Raw genomic sequence first — 14,902 nt, 5'->3', positions numbered from 1 at the left:
GAAGTCTCCTCAGAAAAAGAAAGTATGAGAAAAAGCTTTGTCACGGCTGATCATGGGGGAAAATTAGTATTAAAGTCGGTTAAACTGACACAGCCACTTGTAAAACCAGAGATTAAGGAAGCGGTAATTTCTTCTGTGGAAACGGAAGTTAATCCCAGGAAAAAAACAATAATAGCCCAACTCATTGAAAAAATTAAAATAAATAAGAGATGAATTACTCCTCAGCAACCAAACCCGCCAAAATTTTAAACCTGGAAAGTTTAAATGATTTGAATGAAAAACTTTATCTGACCAAAAGTAAGGATATTCTTTATCTGAATCCGAAAAGTACAGATATAAAAAAGAGTGATCATTCGGAACGTTTTGTATTTAATCTTCAGACCTCGGACGTTAATATTCAGCCTTCCATAAGACTCGTCAGCTGTATCAACAGATTAGGAAAAAGGTACAATCATTTTCAGTGTTTTGTGGTAGAACCTAAAGATCAATCAACGGGAATTGCCGTGATCATGGTCAAACTGGATGATCCGAAAGCCTTTTACTGTAATGTGAGAATTTTACCTCTCAGCACCTTAAGTGAAGTTGCTTCTCCGGAAATTGACTCAAAGCTTCTTACCATCAATCTTGAAAAATCAAAATGTATACTCAAAACCGATATTACCATTACACCGTCTGATACAGGCGAAGCACAGTATTCGGTGCATGATGTGGATGTATCAGCCATTTCGGAACTGGTAAGCCAGGATGAAATCATAGAATTGAAAAGAGAACTGGAGTTTCAGGCCTCAAAACTGATTGCCCATTATTTTCAGGAAATACTGAGTATTATAGTAAACGAAACAACTCCAGGTAATGGTACACCTCCTGATATTCCGGATGATTACGTCCTGACTCTTCCTCCCAACCAGCTTAAAGAAATGCTGTCGGCCAGTGCCATCTCAGCCTGTATTGCTCTTGAGATTACCGGATATAATGTAGTGAAAGAAATCAACCAGGACTGGAGATCTGCTGCCGCATTTATTAATTATCTGCTGTAGTAATTAGCTATTCATACCTTAAAAACAAGACGTATGCGCAGAAGAACCCGTAAGAAAACTCCCGCTCCCAGGCCGCCTGTGCCTGTGGCAGAACCTGAAATGGTAGAAAAAGAAATCATGCCTTTTGTTTTAAGACATGAAGATGAAATCATCAATTATATCAAGGAAAAAGCCATCAAAGAGACGATGAAGTCACTTGCTCCTTTGTTGGAAAAACTGGAGGAAGCTGTGAAACAGCAGGAAGCAGCTCCTGTTCCTGTGGCCGCTCCACCACCGCCTGAAACTCCTGTCATGAATTATGAAGACCAGTTGAAAAAACTGCAGGAAGCCTCTACCGCAAAGGTAAAGGAGAAGGAACTTAAAATAATGGAGCGAATGAATAAGCTGAATACAAGATTGGGTAATATCAAACCTTAGAACCACCAAAACGAATTAACATGAACGAAATTGATACAATCGTTACCGGAATGTCTACCGCTGTACCTCAGGCTATTTCTGCACAGGTAAGTGCACATTCCACGGGACAAATGCAAATTAATTCTGCATTGAACCAGCAAAGGAATGCCATAACAGGCCTCAGCCATTATGTGATGGGATTAAAAAAAATGAGTCCCAAAAATATAAAGCTCAGGCAAATGGAGGCCATTAAAAAAGATCGTTTTTAATCCAGCTCTCTAAAAACTACGGATGCGGTTTATTTCCCTGCAAAGATGAAATCCGGTGCCCTCAACATATATACAATCAGGTCAACATTTATTTCGCACCGCCTTTCAGATACTGTCAATGCCCAAAAGCAATCATTCAGAATCCGTCTTTAGCCCAAAGGAATCATGCATTGCCAGTATACCCGCAGCAGGAATTTATTTTTGAGACAGATATTAAAAATAAAGACCGCATCCTTTTACAAAAAAATAGGGTTTTAACCTCGCGCAGATTTTACAGATAAGGTTTCAACCATTGTATTCAGAGCCACCCTTCAGATCCAATGTATTCATAACCTGTTAATACCAATGCTTTTGAAATATATTCATCTGCAGGATCTGTGGTGAGTTTAAAACTCCAACATAAAACTAGTTTACCTCAATAATTTATTAACCGAGATCAGATCTCAAAAAAACAATTACCATTATGCCAGTTAATGAACAAATCACAGACGCAGTAACACAATCGAACGTAAAAGTAGTAGGAGAATCTCCTGCAATGGCTTTGGCCAACGTGTATCAATCTGCAGCACATTCTACAGGAATCATGTTTGAAAATGCGGTAAATACGCAAAATCAGCAGAACATTTTAGGCCAGGCAGCAACCACTCAGGGAATCCTGCAAATCTATAGCCTGGATACTGTAGCAGACGCAGTTTCTATTGCGAAGATCCTTAAGCCTTAATTTTTAAGCTATTTGATCCAAGTAATACCCTCAACCGGAAAGCCCGGTTGTTTTTAACCTAATAAACCTTACTCATTATGCCAGTTAATGAACAAATCACAGACGCGGTAACGCAGTCTAACGTAAAAGTAGTAGCAGAATCTCCTGCCATGGCGTTAAGTAATGTGTATCAATCTGCTGCACATTCTACAGGAATTATGTTTGAAAATGCAACGAACGCTCAGAATCAACATAATATTGTTACCCAGGCAGCCACTACACAGGGTGTGACCCAAATCTACAGTAAAGATACCATCGCTGATGCGCTTTCTATTGCTAAAATTCTTAAACCTTAAACCCATTCTGCAGACCGCAGAATAAAATTAACCCGCCGGAAAACCCGGTTATTTTAACCCAAATAAACAATAATCATTATGCCAGTAAACGAAAAAATCACAGACGCAGTAACGCAATCCAACGTAAAAGTAGTAGCAGAATCTCCTGCAATGGCTCTAAGTAACGTGTATCAATCTGCAGCACATTCCACAGGAATTATGTTTGAAAATGCAATTAATACGCAAAACCAACAAAATATTGTTACTCAGGCAGCCACTACACAAGGGGTGACTCAAATCTACAGCCTGGATACGATAGCCGATGCGGTTTCTATTGCTAAAATCCTTACTCCGTAATCCCTTTTTCTCAACAGCTTATATAACCTTATCCGAACAGCCGGAAACTCCGGTTGTTTTTTAAACCAAAATAAACAATAATCATTATGCCAGTAAACGAACAAATCACAGACGCAGTAACGCAATCGAACGTAAAAGTAGTAGCAGAATCTCCTGCAATGGCTATGGCCAACGTCTATCAATCAGCAGCACATTCTACAGGAATCCTGTTTGAAAATGCTGTGAACACTCAAAACCAGCAAAACATTGTTACACAAGCTGCAACTACACAAGGTATAGCACAGATCTACAGCCTTGATACGGTTGCCGATGCGGTTTCAATTGCAAAGATCCTTAATCCGTAATCACTTTTTGCGAACAGCTTAAATACCATTATCCTAACAACCGGAAATTCCGGTTGTTTTTAACCCAAATAAACAATAATCATTATGCCAGTAAACGAACAAATCACAGACGCAGTAACGCAATCGAACGTAAAAGTAGTAGGAGAATCTCCTGCAATGGCTTTAAGTAACGTCTATCAATCTGCTGCCCATTCTACAGGAATTATGTTTGAAAATGCAGTGAATGCACAAAACCAACAGAATATCTTGGGCCAGGCAGCCACTACACAGGGCGTTATCCAGATCTACAGCCTTGATACTGTAGCAGATGCCGTTTCTATTGCTAAAATTTTACATCCTAAATTATAGTGTTTTTTAAATTTCTTATTATCAGGGAGTACATCAATGTGCTCCCTGATTCTTTTTGGATCAAACTATTTATCAAACAGTACAATTTCATCAGGATTTATCACCTTATTCTGTACGGCATAAATAACAAGTCCGGCCATATTTTTCACTCCGGTTTTGATCATCAGATTGGTCTTGTGAGTTTCTACTGTTTTGGGTGAAATAAACAATGAATCTGCAATTTCTTTGGTGCTCAGTTGTTGACAAACCAGTCTTAAAACATCTATTTCTCTTTCGGTGAGCTCATTTCTGGAAAACGCATGAAATTCCGGAAGTTTATTGGAAAGCTGGGTTCTCATGACATCAATCTGGTCATTGGAAAAATAATGTCCTGTATGATAAACCGTTTTGATAACCGATAACAATTCTTCGAGTTCAATTTCTTTGGGTAAAAAAGCATGAGCCCCCATTTTCAGCATCTGCCCCATGAATGAACGGCGGTAGAAACTGGAAAGAACAATGATTTTTGTTTCGGATTCTCTTTGAGCCAGTTCAGCCATGACTTCAAGCCCATCGCCATTGGTCATCCTCAGATCCAGAATCAGGATATCCATAGAAGCAGAATCCTGTTCTTTAAGAAACTGATATCCGCCTGTTGAGGTAAGCAACACCTGATAATCTCCGTTATTTTCAATATAATTTTTCAAAAGCTGTACAAACAGCAGGTCATCATCTACAATTCCGATTTTAATTTTTGAGTGTTCCATGTTTATTTTTTATTGTAATGCCATACAGGCAATGAATTTTGTTCCTTTTTGAGGCTGGGTTTTAAGTTTATAGATTGCTTTAATTTTTTGTGCTCTTGACCGGATATTTCTCAGCCCAATACCTGCTGACTGGTTTTCAACGGTAAATCCACGGCCGTTATCTTCTATGGTTAATATTAAATAGTTCGGAGAGATTCTTAAGGAAACATCCACTCTGCTGGCCTCAGCATGTTTTAAAATATTGGTGATCAGTTCCTGAATAATTCTGAAAAGATTAAGTTTTACAGGATTACTGATCGGTGTCCTTATTGTCATATGACGGAAAATGATCTCTATATTTTTATTGATCTGATCAAGATAATCTGCAATTAAATCTACCAGTTCAACCTCATCAAGATCAGGCGGAGTAAGATTATGAGACAGTTCCCGTATCAGCTGCATCGATTTTTTTAAATCACGATTAAGATCTTCCGGTTTTTTATCATTGAGATTCAAACGGATAAGATTCAACTGTGAAATAATATTATCATGAAGTTCTTCCGCCAGCCATTCCCTGTCCTGTTCCTGCAAAAGCAGCATATTTTCCCAATATTCATTTTTTGAATTCCGGACCAGGCGGGAAACTTTCTTTTTATTTTTTCTTATGCTTTTTAAATAACTAATCACCAACAATGTAACGAATAATGTTGTTAAAGAAAACAATCCAATACCAATCCATATCCATACAACTATCTGATCCTGATTTTCCCAACGCCCCATCCCAGATTAATAAAAGCAAGATAAAAAGACAATAGCAGAATGCCTCTAAAAAGCCAGATAGGCGCTACCCAGTTCAGATGATTGCTGATTAAAAAATTAAAGGTAGTGGAAATAACACATTCTATAGAGAAAAACAGAAAAACGATGATGTTCCCGATAAACATATCCCTGTCTGCCCTCCCCTCCCTGATGACTTTCATAAAATAAGCAGCAGCATAACTACAGATGATAATACTGGAGACAATATTGGAATAAAATGTAACCTGCCTATCATTTTGCACATATAATACATTCGTAATCAACACCAGAACAGCATAACAATAGACAATCCCTCTTAATGTGCGGGAAAGCTGGATATAATAATGGTTATAAATTACTGTAAGAATCATCAAACCAAAAAACTGGCTCAATATATAATTGTAAGTATTGAGTGCATTTACTTTCATCAGCCGGTCCGTTAAATCCGTCAGCTCCAGCATCAATTCTCCTGAGAGCAATATAATCACAGGAAGTTTTGTTTTAATCCTTTCTTTTATCAATACAATCAATCCGGTACACAAGACGAGATTAATGATAATTTGTAAATAAAGGGATAAGCTGTTATACGACAACACTGGTACTTTGCTTCAGAAGTTGATAGTCATTAAGAGTATCAATAATCGTAAAAGGAGGTCTTGGTGTGGAATAATTTTCAGCAGTCTCGCTCATATGATTAATGGCCAGACTTTTCACGGTAATGATTTCGATATGATAAGGGAAGTCGGGATTTTTTCTTTCCAGATCATCTGTAAGTCCAAAGAAACTGGTACACGTCTGTCCTGCGGTAATTCCAATATTCTCATAGTCTGAAAACGGTATGGAAATCAGTTGAAAAATATCTTCTGTTTTCTGAGCCTGCATCCAGGAAGTCCCAAACATGTTCCACCTGAAGTTACGGTTAATGGCTGATTCAGCAGTAATGCGAGGAACATCTATCACGATGTCATTGCTGCTTTCTATTTTTGATTCACTGAATTCTACTAAGAAGTCTTTAACAACAATGGTATTGAAATGAGCATCTTTATCACTTTTAGAATCGATCATGAAAAATTTCAGCTTACCTTCATGAACACCCACATAGGCATGAATCATTTGGGGTTCTGTGGTTCCTAGATTTTTTTTCCATTGTTCAATGTCTTCACCTGAAACGCTGAAGTGAGTTCCCTGATTCAAATAATTCAAAATTTCTGCTCCATTCCTGTCAATTCCGTTTTTGTAGGAATCAATAAGATTTTTCCATTTTCTGATAGCTTCAAAGATGTTTTCAGTAGTCATGATAATATTTATTTGTGAATGATAATTATTTTATGCGTTGAAATTTACAAAAAAAAGAGACTGGTATTTCTTTTTAAATCACATTCAGGTGGAAAATAAAATTTAATTGAATAAAAATGAATTTTTCTTCTGTTTCTGATAAAATTAAATCAGGAACACCTCTTATCTTTGCACCGGAAACCTTCTCCTTTAAACAAGAACGATCATGATTCCATTCCACGAGCTCCTATTTTTCATACTGGCTGCACTCATTTTAGTCATCAGCCCCGGTCCTAATATGATTTATCTGATATCAAAGTCTATAACACAGGGGAAAAAGTCCGGGTTTATCTCATTAGCAGGAGTCGTATGTGGATTTTTATTCCATATCATCATGGTTTCATTTGGTCTCACCGCTGTTTTACTGGCTGTTCCCCTCGCTTATACCATTCTTAAAACACTGGGAACGGTCTATCTTTTATATCTTGCTTATCAGGCTATAAAACCGAAAAGCAGAAATATTTTTGATGTTGATAAAAATGGTGCTCACGATAGTCCCAAAAAGCTTTTCACCATTGGTTTTTTAACAAATGTCCTGAATCCGAAAGTGGCTGTTTTTTACCTGTCTTTCTTTCCTCAGTTCATCAAACCAGAGTATGGTTCGATATTGACCCAAAGTCTGGAACTTGGGGTCATCCAGGTTCTGATCAGCTTCAGCATCAACTTTATCATTGTATTAACAGCTGCAAGAGTTGCCGTATTCTTTTCCAATAATCCGGTCTGGATAAAAGTCCAGAAATGGTTTATGGCCAGTGTATTAACCTATTTAGCCATAAAAATGGCATTTTCAAAAGCAAAATAAAATCCGGAACAGGTTTCTTTCTGTTCCGAATTCCGGTGTATATTCATATAAAATCTGACTTGAAGAAAGCATCATGGTTATGCACCGCGAATTTGAGATTAATATTCCGGATGTAAAACCGTGAAAATACGTAATTTTGCTGTTCCGTATTATCCTCATCACAACAGGTTTAAAGATGAAACAGACCATTCCCACCTATGATTTAAACGGTATTACCCATCATCAGTTCCATGTCAAAAGAATGGATAAACGTACTCAGGAAGCTGGGGATATTCTTCTGGACAAAGGAATTCATCGGGACAGTCATTATATTTTCACCTGTATGGAAAGCGGCCATGTAAGAATGATGGTTGATTTCAAAACGGTTGAAGCCAAAGATTCCACTATTTTCTGTGTATTGCCGGGGCAGGTACATCAGGGACTTCTCATGAAAGAGGTCTGCGGATGGTTTGTGGCGGTAAAAGCAGAACTTGTTCCTGACCCGGTACGTTCTTTTTTTGATGAATCTCTGGGCGACATACAACCGTTGTCTGTGGACAAAGGCCTTGTTAAAAAGATTAATACGACAGCCAGTTTGCTTCATGCATCCTATACGAACGAAATGCTTTCCACTAAAGAAGGATTTCTCATCGTTCAATCACTGCTTAATGCTTTTCTTGGAATGTTTGCTCTGATGTATTCCCGGAAGAATATTTCTCCGGCTTCAGATGAAAACCGTGCCTTACAGCTATCCAGAGCATTCAGGATTTTGGTTCGGAAAGATTTTAAAACCATGAAAAGTCCATCTGAATATGCTGCAGCTTTACATATCACAAGAGGATATTTAACGGAAACCGTTCGTGAAGTCACAGGAAAGCCTGCACAACACTGGATTCGCCAGGAAATTCTGATTGAAGCCAAAAGATTACTGGTCTTTACCAATCTGAGTATAAAAGAGGTAGCTTATGAACTGGGATATAGTGATCACACCTATTTCAGCCGTTTGTTTTCCAAACTGGAAGACCAGTCTCCATCAGAATTCCGAAAGCAACACCAATAGATATTCAACCACGAATAGTCCAATTAATTCCCCGAAACCGCTATCGCTATTTTCTGATTTTGCAACGTCCTTTGCAATAAAAATAATTTATGCCAAGCCTGCCAAAATGGATCAATGACACCGTAGAAAATGTTTGGTCCTCCAAATTTAAAGAATGCACCGTTAGCCAAATAGAACAGATAACCCATGATCTTCGACTGATACGCTTTGAAACAGAATTACAGGATGTACCTTATGAACCTGCTTATGCCATCGGAATAAGAATCAACGACAGGGATTTCAGGAATTATTCTCCTTTTAATTTTAACAAAGAAGCAGGAACTTTCGATGTTTTGTTTCATTTGCATGACAGGTCCGCTGCAGGAAGTTATTTTGTAACGCGGCTGACAAAAGGAGATTCTATCAAACTTTTAATGCCCAGAGGGAAACAATTCTTTGCTTCCAATGCCAAAATTCATTTTTCTGTAGGGGATGAAACTTCTTTGGGAAGTTCGCTTTCGATCAAGGAAGCCGTAGAGGAATCCGGTTCTTTATTCATTTGCCTGCATGAGCTGGATGAGTGTTCTGCTCTTGAAAAACTGAATTTATATGGGTATCACTGTCCCAAAAAAAATACCATGAGAATGATTGAAGCTTTGAATGACTTTCTGAGAGAAGAAAAAGAATCTATTTCTGATGATGAAGTTGTGTTTTATCTTACAGGAAACGGAGAACGTATGTCTTTGATCAGAAAATTTCTTAAAGCCAGAGGCGTATCACCAAAATGTATCAAATCACAGGCGTATTGGATTGAGGGTAAAAAAGGATTGTAAAAATGGGGAAAAGAGTACTTACTTTAAACTTTTATTTATTGAACCATTAAGATTGTATTAAGGTGTTGAGAGTATTAAGATAAGCTTCGCTTTAAGCTTAAAAATCAGAATGATTCATCTTAATTATACTTTATTTCTTAATCCTTCTTCATGGTTTTAATATATATCCTATTTTTTTGATACGTTTAAATAATTTCTTTAATAATGAAACTTTATCTGATAATAAAAACAATTATTACCGGATAAAGTTATCATTGTTCAATACCTAAAAATATTGTGCGGTTATTTCTGTTTCCTTCCTAGCCCCTTGACTTTTTTCAACCATTTGGAACGCTGCTCCTCTTTAGAATTCCTGATAATTCCAATATAAGTCACCTTCACCGGCTTTACCCCACAGTATTCCAGGATAGATTTCCTGAGCTGATTTACGCTTGGTCTGCCAAAGAACAGACGGTAATACCATCCCGGCTGGTCTAATGTTGTTATGATATGGGCTGTTTTATCTTTTAAAAGCTTGTCCCACCATACCGAATTTTCACGGTATTTATAAGCCATTCCCGGTAAAAAAAGCCGGTCTATAAATCCTTTCATTATGGCAGGAAATCCTCCCCACCACACCGGATGTACCCATACCAAATGATCTGCCCATTGAATAATTTCCCAGGCTTTCAGCAAATCCGGTTCAAGCTCCATTCTTTTCTGATATCCGAACTGTAAATTGGGATTGAAGTTGAGATCCCGTATAACGATTTCCCTCACTTCTGCTCCCGTTTCTGAGGCTCCCAATCTATAAGCTTCTGCCACTCCAAAATTAAAAGAGTCTTGATTCGGATGTCCGTTGATAATGGCTATTTTTTTCATGATTTCACATTAATATTGATAGAATCATAGGCATTAAGCTGTGCCATTAATGATAAAGGTTCATGCAGCTGATGACTGAAATACACCTTGTTTTCATGAGGATTTCTCAACAGTTCTTCGGTATGCAGAACAGCAGATAAAGCGGTTAATTCCGCCTGCCCTTTTTCACTCTGCAAACTCAGTCTCTTTTGTCCTGACGGGTCATCAACTACAATTTCAAAGACCGCCTGATCTCCGTTACCACTGGATCCAAAAATCATTTTTCGTTCTTTTAAAGACAAAATACTGTAGATTCTGAGATATTGAAATGCTCCCAGCAGCCAGGTAATAAATTTTGAATTGTAGGTCATCTTCACACTCACATCGGAAATCCTTTCCACTTTATTGAGAATGTACAGATCCGGAACATCAAAATTATAGGCACTTCTATGCCCGATTCCATAAGAAAAATTGAAGGTTTCCGTATCAAGAAAATGCCGTATAGAAACAGGTTTATCATTCTTATAATGAACAAAAGGAACGGCTACATTTTCTGCCATAAAGTGAGCCGAACTCTCACCTGCAAGATCTTTTACGGAATAATAGACAAAGAGTTTTACTTCATTAATATCTCCTGAGTCCGAAAGTATATTAGCCAATCCCGGGACAATCCCGCCCATCCATCCTGAACTGAAAACAATTCTGCTGTTTACATCTGATTTTTGTGCGATATCATAAGCTTTCACCAAAGCCGGAGTAGGTTTTGTAATATCCAGATAATCTATTTGATGATCAATGGCAAAACGTAGTACATGGTCTTCTTTATCATTCACAGAAAGAATGATGAGGTGTATTTTTTTTTCGGAAATAATTTTAAAAGAGGAAGGGTCTGTAACATCAATCTTCAGGTCTTTATCTGTTTTTCCACCTTTTCTGCCCCCGATAAAAACAGTAACATTAGGATTTCTTGATTTCAGGATTCGGGAAATTGTCTTTCCTACCAATCCATTTCCTCCGATAATTAAAATATTTTGCTCCATAACTTTTTTTGACAAAAGTAGAGCGCTGCTGTTTCAATAAGCAGGACAAATGTCTAAAAAGAAATTTCCTTTCTGATACGGCTCAGGTGGCGTTGAGTAATGCCAAGGTAGGAAGCCAGATATTGCAATGGAATGTTTTGAATATAATCAGGATGACTCTTTACTAATGTTTCATACCGTTGGGCTGCGCTGTCTCTCTGAAGCTGAAAAAACCGTGTTTCAAGTTCAAGATATTCCTGTTCTGCAATAATCTTTAAAAATTTTGTCCAGTTTATGCTCTTCTTCACCAGTTCATCTACCGCTTCTTTTTTAATGATAATCACTTCAGCATTGGTAATAGCCTGCATACTTTCTTTGCTGGGACATCCGGAGACAAATGAGGAATACGCAGCGATCATATGATTGGGAAACCTGAAGCAATATGTCATATCTTTTCCCTCGTCAGAAGTATAAAAAGAACGGAAAATACCAGACTTCACCAAGCCTACTTCCTTACAAAACTCTCCTTCCTGTATGAAATAATCATTTTTACGGATAATTCTGAATTCAGAAAACTTCAGAAATTCTTCAATTTCATCTTCTGAGAACAGATTAAAGCTTCGAAAATAGTCACGTTCCATGATATCAAATAAGTTTCAGCGAAAATAAATAAAAAGATGGAGGAAATGTTGTTTATAAACGCAGAGTTTTAATTTTTGCAGAGTTTTAATGTACAGAGGGCAAAGACGGAATCAATTTCATTGATTCTTTCTAAGCTCATGCATAGCTATATAGCTTCATCATCGACTTTGTCGAAGCCCCCTTAAAAATAAAATCCTTTAATAGATTCTTTGCGTTTTTATATCAATCAGTTTAAATATTTTTAAATCAAATAGATTCGCCTGATTCCCATTGAAAACAAAAAAAATCATCTCAGGACGAGATGATCTACCGTTTTGAATTTACTTGAGTTATTTATGAAGATATGAATGATGTTTTGTTGTAACAAAGATAGGTGAACCCTATTTTTTATGCATCAGTGGAATCCCTGTAATTATATCCGTAAAAATACGGTTGTATAAAAAGAAAAGCCCTGCAGGAAATACCTTACAGGACTTTTGGATTATCTAACAATATTCAGTTTAATGTTTATCATTCAAGGTTTAAAGTGATGATTTCCATTCACTTTCCACCATTGATTGTATTAAAGAGGGCTTACCGATTGAAGGAACCATTCTTTAACTTCTCCTTCCAGGTATGGAGCAAGCTTTTCTTCACATGTTTTATGGTATCCGTTCAGCCATGCGATTTCGCTTTCTGAAAGGATTTCTTTTACCACTGTATCTTTGAAGAACGGACAGAATGTTAATGTTTCAAATTCATAGAACGTTCCGTGGATTGTTGTTTCTGCTTCTTTTACGGCAATCAGGTTTTCGTGACGAATTCCATAGTGCCCTTCAAGATAGTAACCCGGTTCATTGGAACATACCATTCCTGGAAGAAGTTCCTGAGGATTCAGATCTTTTCTTATGTTTTGTGGTCCTTCGTGTACATTCATGAAGCTTCCCACTCCATGTCCTGTTCCGTGGTTGAAATCTTTACCTTCCATCCATAGCGGCAGTCTTGCAATCGCATCAAGCTGTACTCCTTTTGTACCTTTCGGGAATTTCACCATAGATAAACGGATCAATCCCTGTAGTACCAATGTTGAATTTCTTTTAAACTCTTCCGAAGGGGTTCCTAAGGCAAAAGTTCTTGTAATATCTGTAGTTCCTTCAAGGTACTGGCCTCCTGAATCTACCAGAATAGTTTCCTCGTTGGTTACTTCTTTGCTTCCTTCTTTTTTGGCAGAATAGTGCATAATAGCACCATTATCTTTATATCCTACGATAGACCCGAAACTTTCTCCTACAAAATTTTCACCTTCTGCACGGAAGCCTCTCAGTTTTTGTCCGATAGAATATTCATTCATGGCTTCTTTTCCTGCATTGTGTGTTAGCCAATAAAGGAATTTCACCATTGCTACTCCGTCTCTTATCATTACGGTTCTGAAACCATTCAGTTCAGCTTCATTTTTCTGGGCTTTCATCAGATTGCCGGGTACCGGAGCTTTGATAAACTGATTATCTGATTTTAATGTTTCAAAAATCTGTTGGTTGCTGTTTGGAGAAACCAGCACTTTTTCGTTTTTGAAGGTCTTCAGATAATTATAAAATTCTTCGTAAGGCATCATTTTTACAAAGGAATCATCCATTTGTTTTCTGGCTGCCACTTCCATTTTCTCTAATCCTGTGAACAGAACAGCGTCGTTTTTAGTAATCACAATGTATCCTAAGAATACAGGATTGCTTTCTACATCGCTTCCTCTCAGATTCAGTGTCCATGCGACATCATCCAGACTTGAGATAATGTGTACGGTAGCTTCCTGCTCTTCCATTTTCTGACGAATCGCAGAGATTTTATCGGATACTGATTTACCCGCTCTTTCTACCGGATGTACGAAAATAGGGTTAGCAGACGGAGTTCCTCTGTCTTTCCATACTTCTTTTAAAAGCGGAGCATCTGCCAGGGTAATATTTTTGGAATTGAATTTCTGAGAAAGCAGTTCCCAGTTGGCATGAGAAGCTGCAACAGCATTTACTGCCACTTTACCGCCTGCCGGAATTTCTGAAATAATCCAGTCGATATAATTGGGAGTTCCTTCCATTCCATCTTTAAAAAGATCAATTCCGGAACCTTCCAGTTCAATAGCAGCTTGTGTAAAGTATCTTCCGTCTGTCCAAAGTCCGCCTTTGTCTTTGGTAATCACCACAAAACCGGCAGAACCTAAGAAACCTGACAGCCAGGCTCTCTCCTGCCATTCTTCAGGAAGGTATTCGCTCATATGCGGATCTGCAGAATATACTATAAATGCATCAACATTATTTTTCTGCATTTCTTCACGAAGCGCAGCAACTTTTTCCTTTGAAGTCATTCTTTTTATTTTTAACCACCGAAAGTTACAAAAAATTTGATGTCTGAAGGGTAAATCTATCCGCTATTTTGCTTAATAATTCTTTATAGTTAAAGCAGTCATTAAAAAATCAAACTACTAAATATATTTCATAAAATAAATCACTTTTAAGTAAAAAAAACTACCACATTACCAAAATAATAAATTTTTGGAAGGATTATTGCTACATTCTATTTCATGAAACAGCAAAACTACCATAACCACAGAAAATTCTATCCGCCACATCATTTTATTTATCTTCCTTTGCTCATTATATTGGAGATATCAGGAATTTATAAAATCTGGGATGATCCCGGAAATCAGCTGGTCTGGATACTGTTTTCTGTCGTGATTTTTTTGCTTTTTTATCTGGCATTGATGACAAGGCAGCACTATGCACTGGGACTTCAAAACCGTATGGTAATTCTGGAGTTTAAACAGCGTTATTTCGAGATCTTCAATAAAAGGTCTGATGAAACTGCTGAGAAATTGAAATTCGATCAGATTGCTGCCCTGAGATTTACCTATGATGATGAATTCAAAGAGCTTTTATACAGAGCACTTCATGAAAACATCTCAGGAGATGAAATTAAAAGGTCTATCAAAAAATGGAGGGCTGACCGACTCAGAATTTAACACACCAACAAAATATATACCTATGAAAAAATGGACCTTTTACAGTATTACAATATTAATGTTGTTGACACTTACAAGTTGTGAAGCCGTAGAAACGATTTTTAAGGCCGGAATGTGG

General features: G+C 37.5%; 21 protein-coding genes. 13 read left to right on the top strand and 8 right to left on the bottom strand.

Going from position 1 to position 14,902, the window contains the following annotated elements; translation table 11 throughout:
- The first annotated feature begins 24 nt into the window (after positions 1–24).
- The 9 genes from DDF69_RS01385 (at position 25) to DDF69_RS01345 (ending at position 3,786) form a co-directional block, all read left to right on the top strand.
- Complete coding sequence (locus tag DDF69_RS01385) at positions 25–213, top strand: hypothetical protein (RefSeq protein ID WP_114819196.1); 189 nt, start codon at positions 25–27, stop codon at positions 211–213.
- Positions 210–1,037, top strand: a complete 828-nt coding sequence (locus tag DDF69_RS01380) for a hypothetical protein (RefSeq protein WP_114819195.1) — start codon at positions 210–212, stop codon at positions 1,035–1,037. The genes DDF69_RS01385 and DDF69_RS01380 overlap by 4 nt, the downstream gene beginning before the upstream one ends.
- 33 nt (positions 1,038–1,070) lie before the next feature.
- Positions 1,071–1,454 (top strand): hypothetical protein, encoded by a 384-nt coding sequence (locus DDF69_RS01375; protein WP_114819194.1) that lies wholly within the window; start codon positions 1,071–1,073, stop codon positions 1,452–1,454.
- A gap of 20 nt (positions 1,455–1,474) precedes the next feature.
- Positions 1,475–1,702: a RebB family R body protein gene (locus DDF69_RS01370; RefSeq protein WP_114819193.1), complete on the top strand. Its 228-nt coding sequence runs from the start codon at positions 1,475–1,477 to the stop codon at positions 1,700–1,702.
- A gap of 463 nt (positions 1,703–2,165) precedes the next feature.
- Entirely contained in the window at positions 2,166–2,423 is a 258-nt protein-coding gene (locus DDF69_RS01365) for a RebB family R body protein (protein ID WP_034697220.1), read from the top strand.
- A 77-nt stretch (positions 2,424–2,500) separates the two neighbouring features.
- Positions 2,501–2,758, top strand: coding sequence for a RebB family R body protein (locus DDF69_RS01360; protein ID WP_034697223.1), 258 nt, complete (start codon positions 2,501–2,503; stop codon positions 2,756–2,758).
- A 78-nt stretch (positions 2,759–2,836) separates the two neighbouring features.
- The gene (locus tag DDF69_RS01355) at positions 2,837–3,094 is read left to right on the top strand and encodes a RebB family R body protein (RefSeq protein ID WP_034697225.1); all 258 of its coding nucleotides are present in this window, start codon (positions 2,837–2,839) and stop codon (positions 3,092–3,094) included.
- Between the two features lie 86 nt (positions 3,095–3,180).
- On the top strand, positions 3,181–3,438 hold the full coding sequence (locus DDF69_RS01350; protein WP_034697227.1) for a RebB family R body protein: 258 nt from the start codon (positions 3,181–3,183) through the stop codon (positions 3,436–3,438).
- 84 nt (positions 3,439–3,522) lie between these two features.
- On the top strand, positions 3,523–3,786 hold the full coding sequence (locus DDF69_RS01345; RefSeq protein WP_114819192.1) for a RebB family R body protein: 264 nt from the start codon (positions 3,523–3,525) through the stop codon (positions 3,784–3,786).
- Between the two features lie 65 nt (positions 3,787–3,851).
- On the opposite strand, the gene DDF69_RS01340 is transcribed toward DDF69_RS01345, so the two are convergent.
- The 4 genes from DDF69_RS01340 to DDF69_RS01325 all read right to left on the bottom strand — a co-directional run bounded on the left by DDF69_RS01340 (position 3,852) and on the right by DDF69_RS01325 (position 6,605).
- Positions 3,852–4,532, bottom strand: coding sequence for a response regulator transcription factor (locus DDF69_RS01340; protein WP_114819191.1), 681 nt, complete (start codon positions 4,530–4,532; stop codon positions 3,852–3,854).
- 9 nt (positions 4,533–4,541) lie between these two features.
- Positions 4,542–5,291 carry a sensor histidine kinase gene (locus DDF69_RS01335; RefSeq protein ID WP_114819190.1) on the bottom strand — a complete coding sequence of 250 codons (750 nt, stop codon included), beginning with the start codon at positions 5,289–5,291 and terminating at the stop codon, positions 4,542–4,544.
- On the bottom strand, positions 5,261–5,797 hold the full coding sequence (locus DDF69_RS01330; protein ID WP_162800846.1) for a hypothetical protein: 537 nt from the start codon (positions 5,795–5,797) through the stop codon (positions 5,261–5,263). The genes DDF69_RS01335 and DDF69_RS01330 overlap by 31 nt, the downstream gene beginning before the upstream one ends.
- 94 nt (positions 5,798–5,891) lie before the next feature.
- Positions 5,892–6,605, bottom strand: coding sequence for a hypothetical protein (locus DDF69_RS01325; RefSeq protein WP_114819188.1), 714 nt, complete (start codon positions 6,603–6,605; stop codon positions 5,892–5,894).
- Between the two features lie 205 nt (positions 6,606–6,810).
- On the opposite strand from DDF69_RS01325, the gene DDF69_RS01320 reads away from it, so the two are divergent.
- From DDF69_RS01320 to DDF69_RS01310, 3 genes are all read left to right on the top strand, one after another.
- Positions 6,811–7,446, top strand: a complete 636-nt coding sequence (locus DDF69_RS01320; protein ID WP_114819187.1) for a LysE family translocator — start codon at positions 6,811–6,813, stop codon at positions 7,444–7,446.
- A 175-nt stretch (positions 7,447–7,621) separates the two neighbouring features.
- Positions 7,622–8,485, top strand: a complete 864-nt coding sequence (locus DDF69_RS01315) for a helix-turn-helix domain-containing protein (protein ID WP_114819186.1) — start codon at positions 7,622–7,624, stop codon at positions 8,483–8,485.
- Positions 8,486–8,574: 89 nt separating this feature from the next.
- Positions 8,575–9,297, top strand: a complete 723-nt coding sequence (locus DDF69_RS01310) for an FAD-binding oxidoreductase (protein WP_114819185.1) — start codon at positions 8,575–8,577, stop codon at positions 9,295–9,297.
- A 282-nt stretch (positions 9,298–9,579) separates the two neighbouring features.
- Here DDF69_RS01310 and DDF69_RS01305 read toward each other — a convergent pair whose 3' ends face one another.
- The 4 genes from DDF69_RS01305 to DDF69_RS01290 form a co-directional block, all read right to left on the bottom strand.
- Positions 9,580–10,158 carry an NAD(P)H-dependent oxidoreductase gene (locus DDF69_RS01305; protein ID WP_114819184.1) on the bottom strand — a complete coding sequence of 193 codons (579 nt, stop codon included), beginning with the start codon at positions 10,156–10,158 and terminating at the stop codon, positions 9,580–9,582.
- Positions 10,155–11,177 carry a saccharopine dehydrogenase gene (locus DDF69_RS01300; RefSeq protein ID WP_114819183.1) on the bottom strand — a complete coding sequence of 341 codons (1,023 nt, stop codon included), beginning with the start codon at positions 11,175–11,177 and terminating at the stop codon, positions 10,155–10,157. Before DDF69_RS01300 ends, DDF69_RS01305 begins: the two co-directional genes overlap by 4 nt.
- A gap of 53 nt (positions 11,178–11,230) precedes the next feature.
- Positions 11,231–11,797 (bottom strand): Crp/Fnr family transcriptional regulator, encoded by a 567-nt coding sequence (locus DDF69_RS01295; protein ID WP_114819182.1) that lies wholly within the window; start codon positions 11,795–11,797, stop codon positions 11,231–11,233.
- 563 nt (positions 11,798–12,360) lie between these two features.
- Positions 12,361–14,130 carry an aminopeptidase P family protein gene (locus DDF69_RS01290; RefSeq protein ID WP_114819181.1) on the bottom strand — a complete coding sequence of 590 codons (1,770 nt, stop codon included), beginning with the start codon at positions 14,128–14,130 and terminating at the stop codon, positions 12,361–12,363.
- A 216-nt stretch (positions 14,131–14,346) separates the two neighbouring features.
- On the opposite strand from DDF69_RS01290, the gene DDF69_RS01285 reads away from it, so the two are divergent.
- The gene (locus DDF69_RS01285) at positions 14,347–14,784 is read left to right on the top strand and encodes a DUF6526 family protein (RefSeq protein WP_114819180.1); all 438 of its coding nucleotides are present in this window, start codon (positions 14,347–14,349) and stop codon (positions 14,782–14,784) included.
- The last annotated feature ends 118 nt before the right edge of the window (positions 14,785–14,902 follow it).

Source organism: Chryseobacterium sp. KLBC 52 (genome assembly GCF_003347605.1).
In the GTDB taxonomy this organism is placed as follows: Bacteria; Bacteroidota; Bacteroidia; order Flavobacteriales; family Weeksellaceae; genus Chryseobacterium.
This window is presented reverse-complemented; position numbering and strand designations above follow the sequence as displayed.

Coding starts and splice junctions, on each gene's coding strand:
- DDF69_RS01385 (WP_114819196.1), top strand. CDS start 25: ATGAGAAAAAGCTTTGTCACGGCTGATCATGGGGGAAAATTAGTATTA.
- DDF69_RS01380 (WP_114819195.1), top strand. CDS start 210: ATGAATTACTCCTCAGCAACCAAACCCGCCAAAATTTTAAACCTGGAA.
- DDF69_RS01375 (WP_114819194.1), top strand. CDS start 1,071: ATGCGCAGAAGAACCCGTAAGAAAACTCCCGCTCCCAGGCCGCCTGTG.
- DDF69_RS01370 (WP_114819193.1), top strand. CDS start 1,475: ATGAACGAAATTGATACAATCGTTACCGGAATGTCTACCGCTGTACCT.
- DDF69_RS01365 (WP_034697220.1), top strand. CDS start 2,166: ATGCCAGTTAATGAACAAATCACAGACGCAGTAACACAATCGAACGTA.
- DDF69_RS01360 (WP_034697223.1), top strand. CDS start 2,501: ATGCCAGTTAATGAACAAATCACAGACGCGGTAACGCAGTCTAACGTA.
- DDF69_RS01355 (WP_034697225.1), top strand. CDS start 2,837: ATGCCAGTAAACGAAAAAATCACAGACGCAGTAACGCAATCCAACGTA.
- DDF69_RS01350 (WP_034697227.1), top strand. CDS start 3,181: ATGCCAGTAAACGAACAAATCACAGACGCAGTAACGCAATCGAACGTA.
- DDF69_RS01345 (WP_114819192.1), top strand. CDS start 3,523: ATGCCAGTAAACGAACAAATCACAGACGCAGTAACGCAATCGAACGTA.
- DDF69_RS01340 (WP_114819191.1), bottom strand. CDS start 4,532: ATGGAACACTCAAAAATTAAAATCGGAATTGTAGATGATGACCTGCTG.
- DDF69_RS01335 (WP_114819190.1), bottom strand. CDS start 5,291: ATGGGGCGTTGGGAAAATCAGGATCAGATAGTTGTATGGATATGGATT.
- DDF69_RS01325 (WP_114819188.1), bottom strand. CDS start 6,605: ATGACTACTGAAAACATCTTTGAAGCTATCAGAAAATGGAAAAATCTT.
- DDF69_RS01320 (WP_114819187.1), top strand. CDS start 6,811: ATGATTCCATTCCACGAGCTCCTATTTTTCATACTGGCTGCACTCATT.
- DDF69_RS01315 (WP_114819186.1), top strand. CDS start 7,622: ATGAAACAGACCATTCCCACCTATGATTTAAACGGTATTACCCATCAT.
- DDF69_RS01310 (WP_114819185.1), top strand. CDS start 8,575: ATGCCAAGCCTGCCAAAATGGATCAATGACACCGTAGAAAATGTTTGG.
- DDF69_RS01305 (WP_114819184.1), bottom strand. CDS start 10,158: ATGAAAAAAATAGCCATTATCAACGGACATCCGAATCAAGACTCTTTT.
- DDF69_RS01300 (WP_114819183.1), bottom strand. CDS start 11,177: ATGGAGCAAAATATTTTAATTATCGGAGGAAATGGATTGGTAGGAAAG.
- DDF69_RS01295 (WP_114819182.1), bottom strand. CDS start 11,797: ATGGAACGTGACTATTTTCGAAGCTTTAATCTGTTCTCAGAAGATGAA.
- DDF69_RS01290 (WP_114819181.1), bottom strand. CDS start 14,130: ATGACTTCAAAGGAAAAAGTTGCTGCGCTTCGTGAAGAAATGCAGAAA.
- DDF69_RS01285 (WP_114819180.1), top strand. CDS start 14,347: ATGAAACAGCAAAACTACCATAACCACAGAAAATTCTATCCGCCACAT.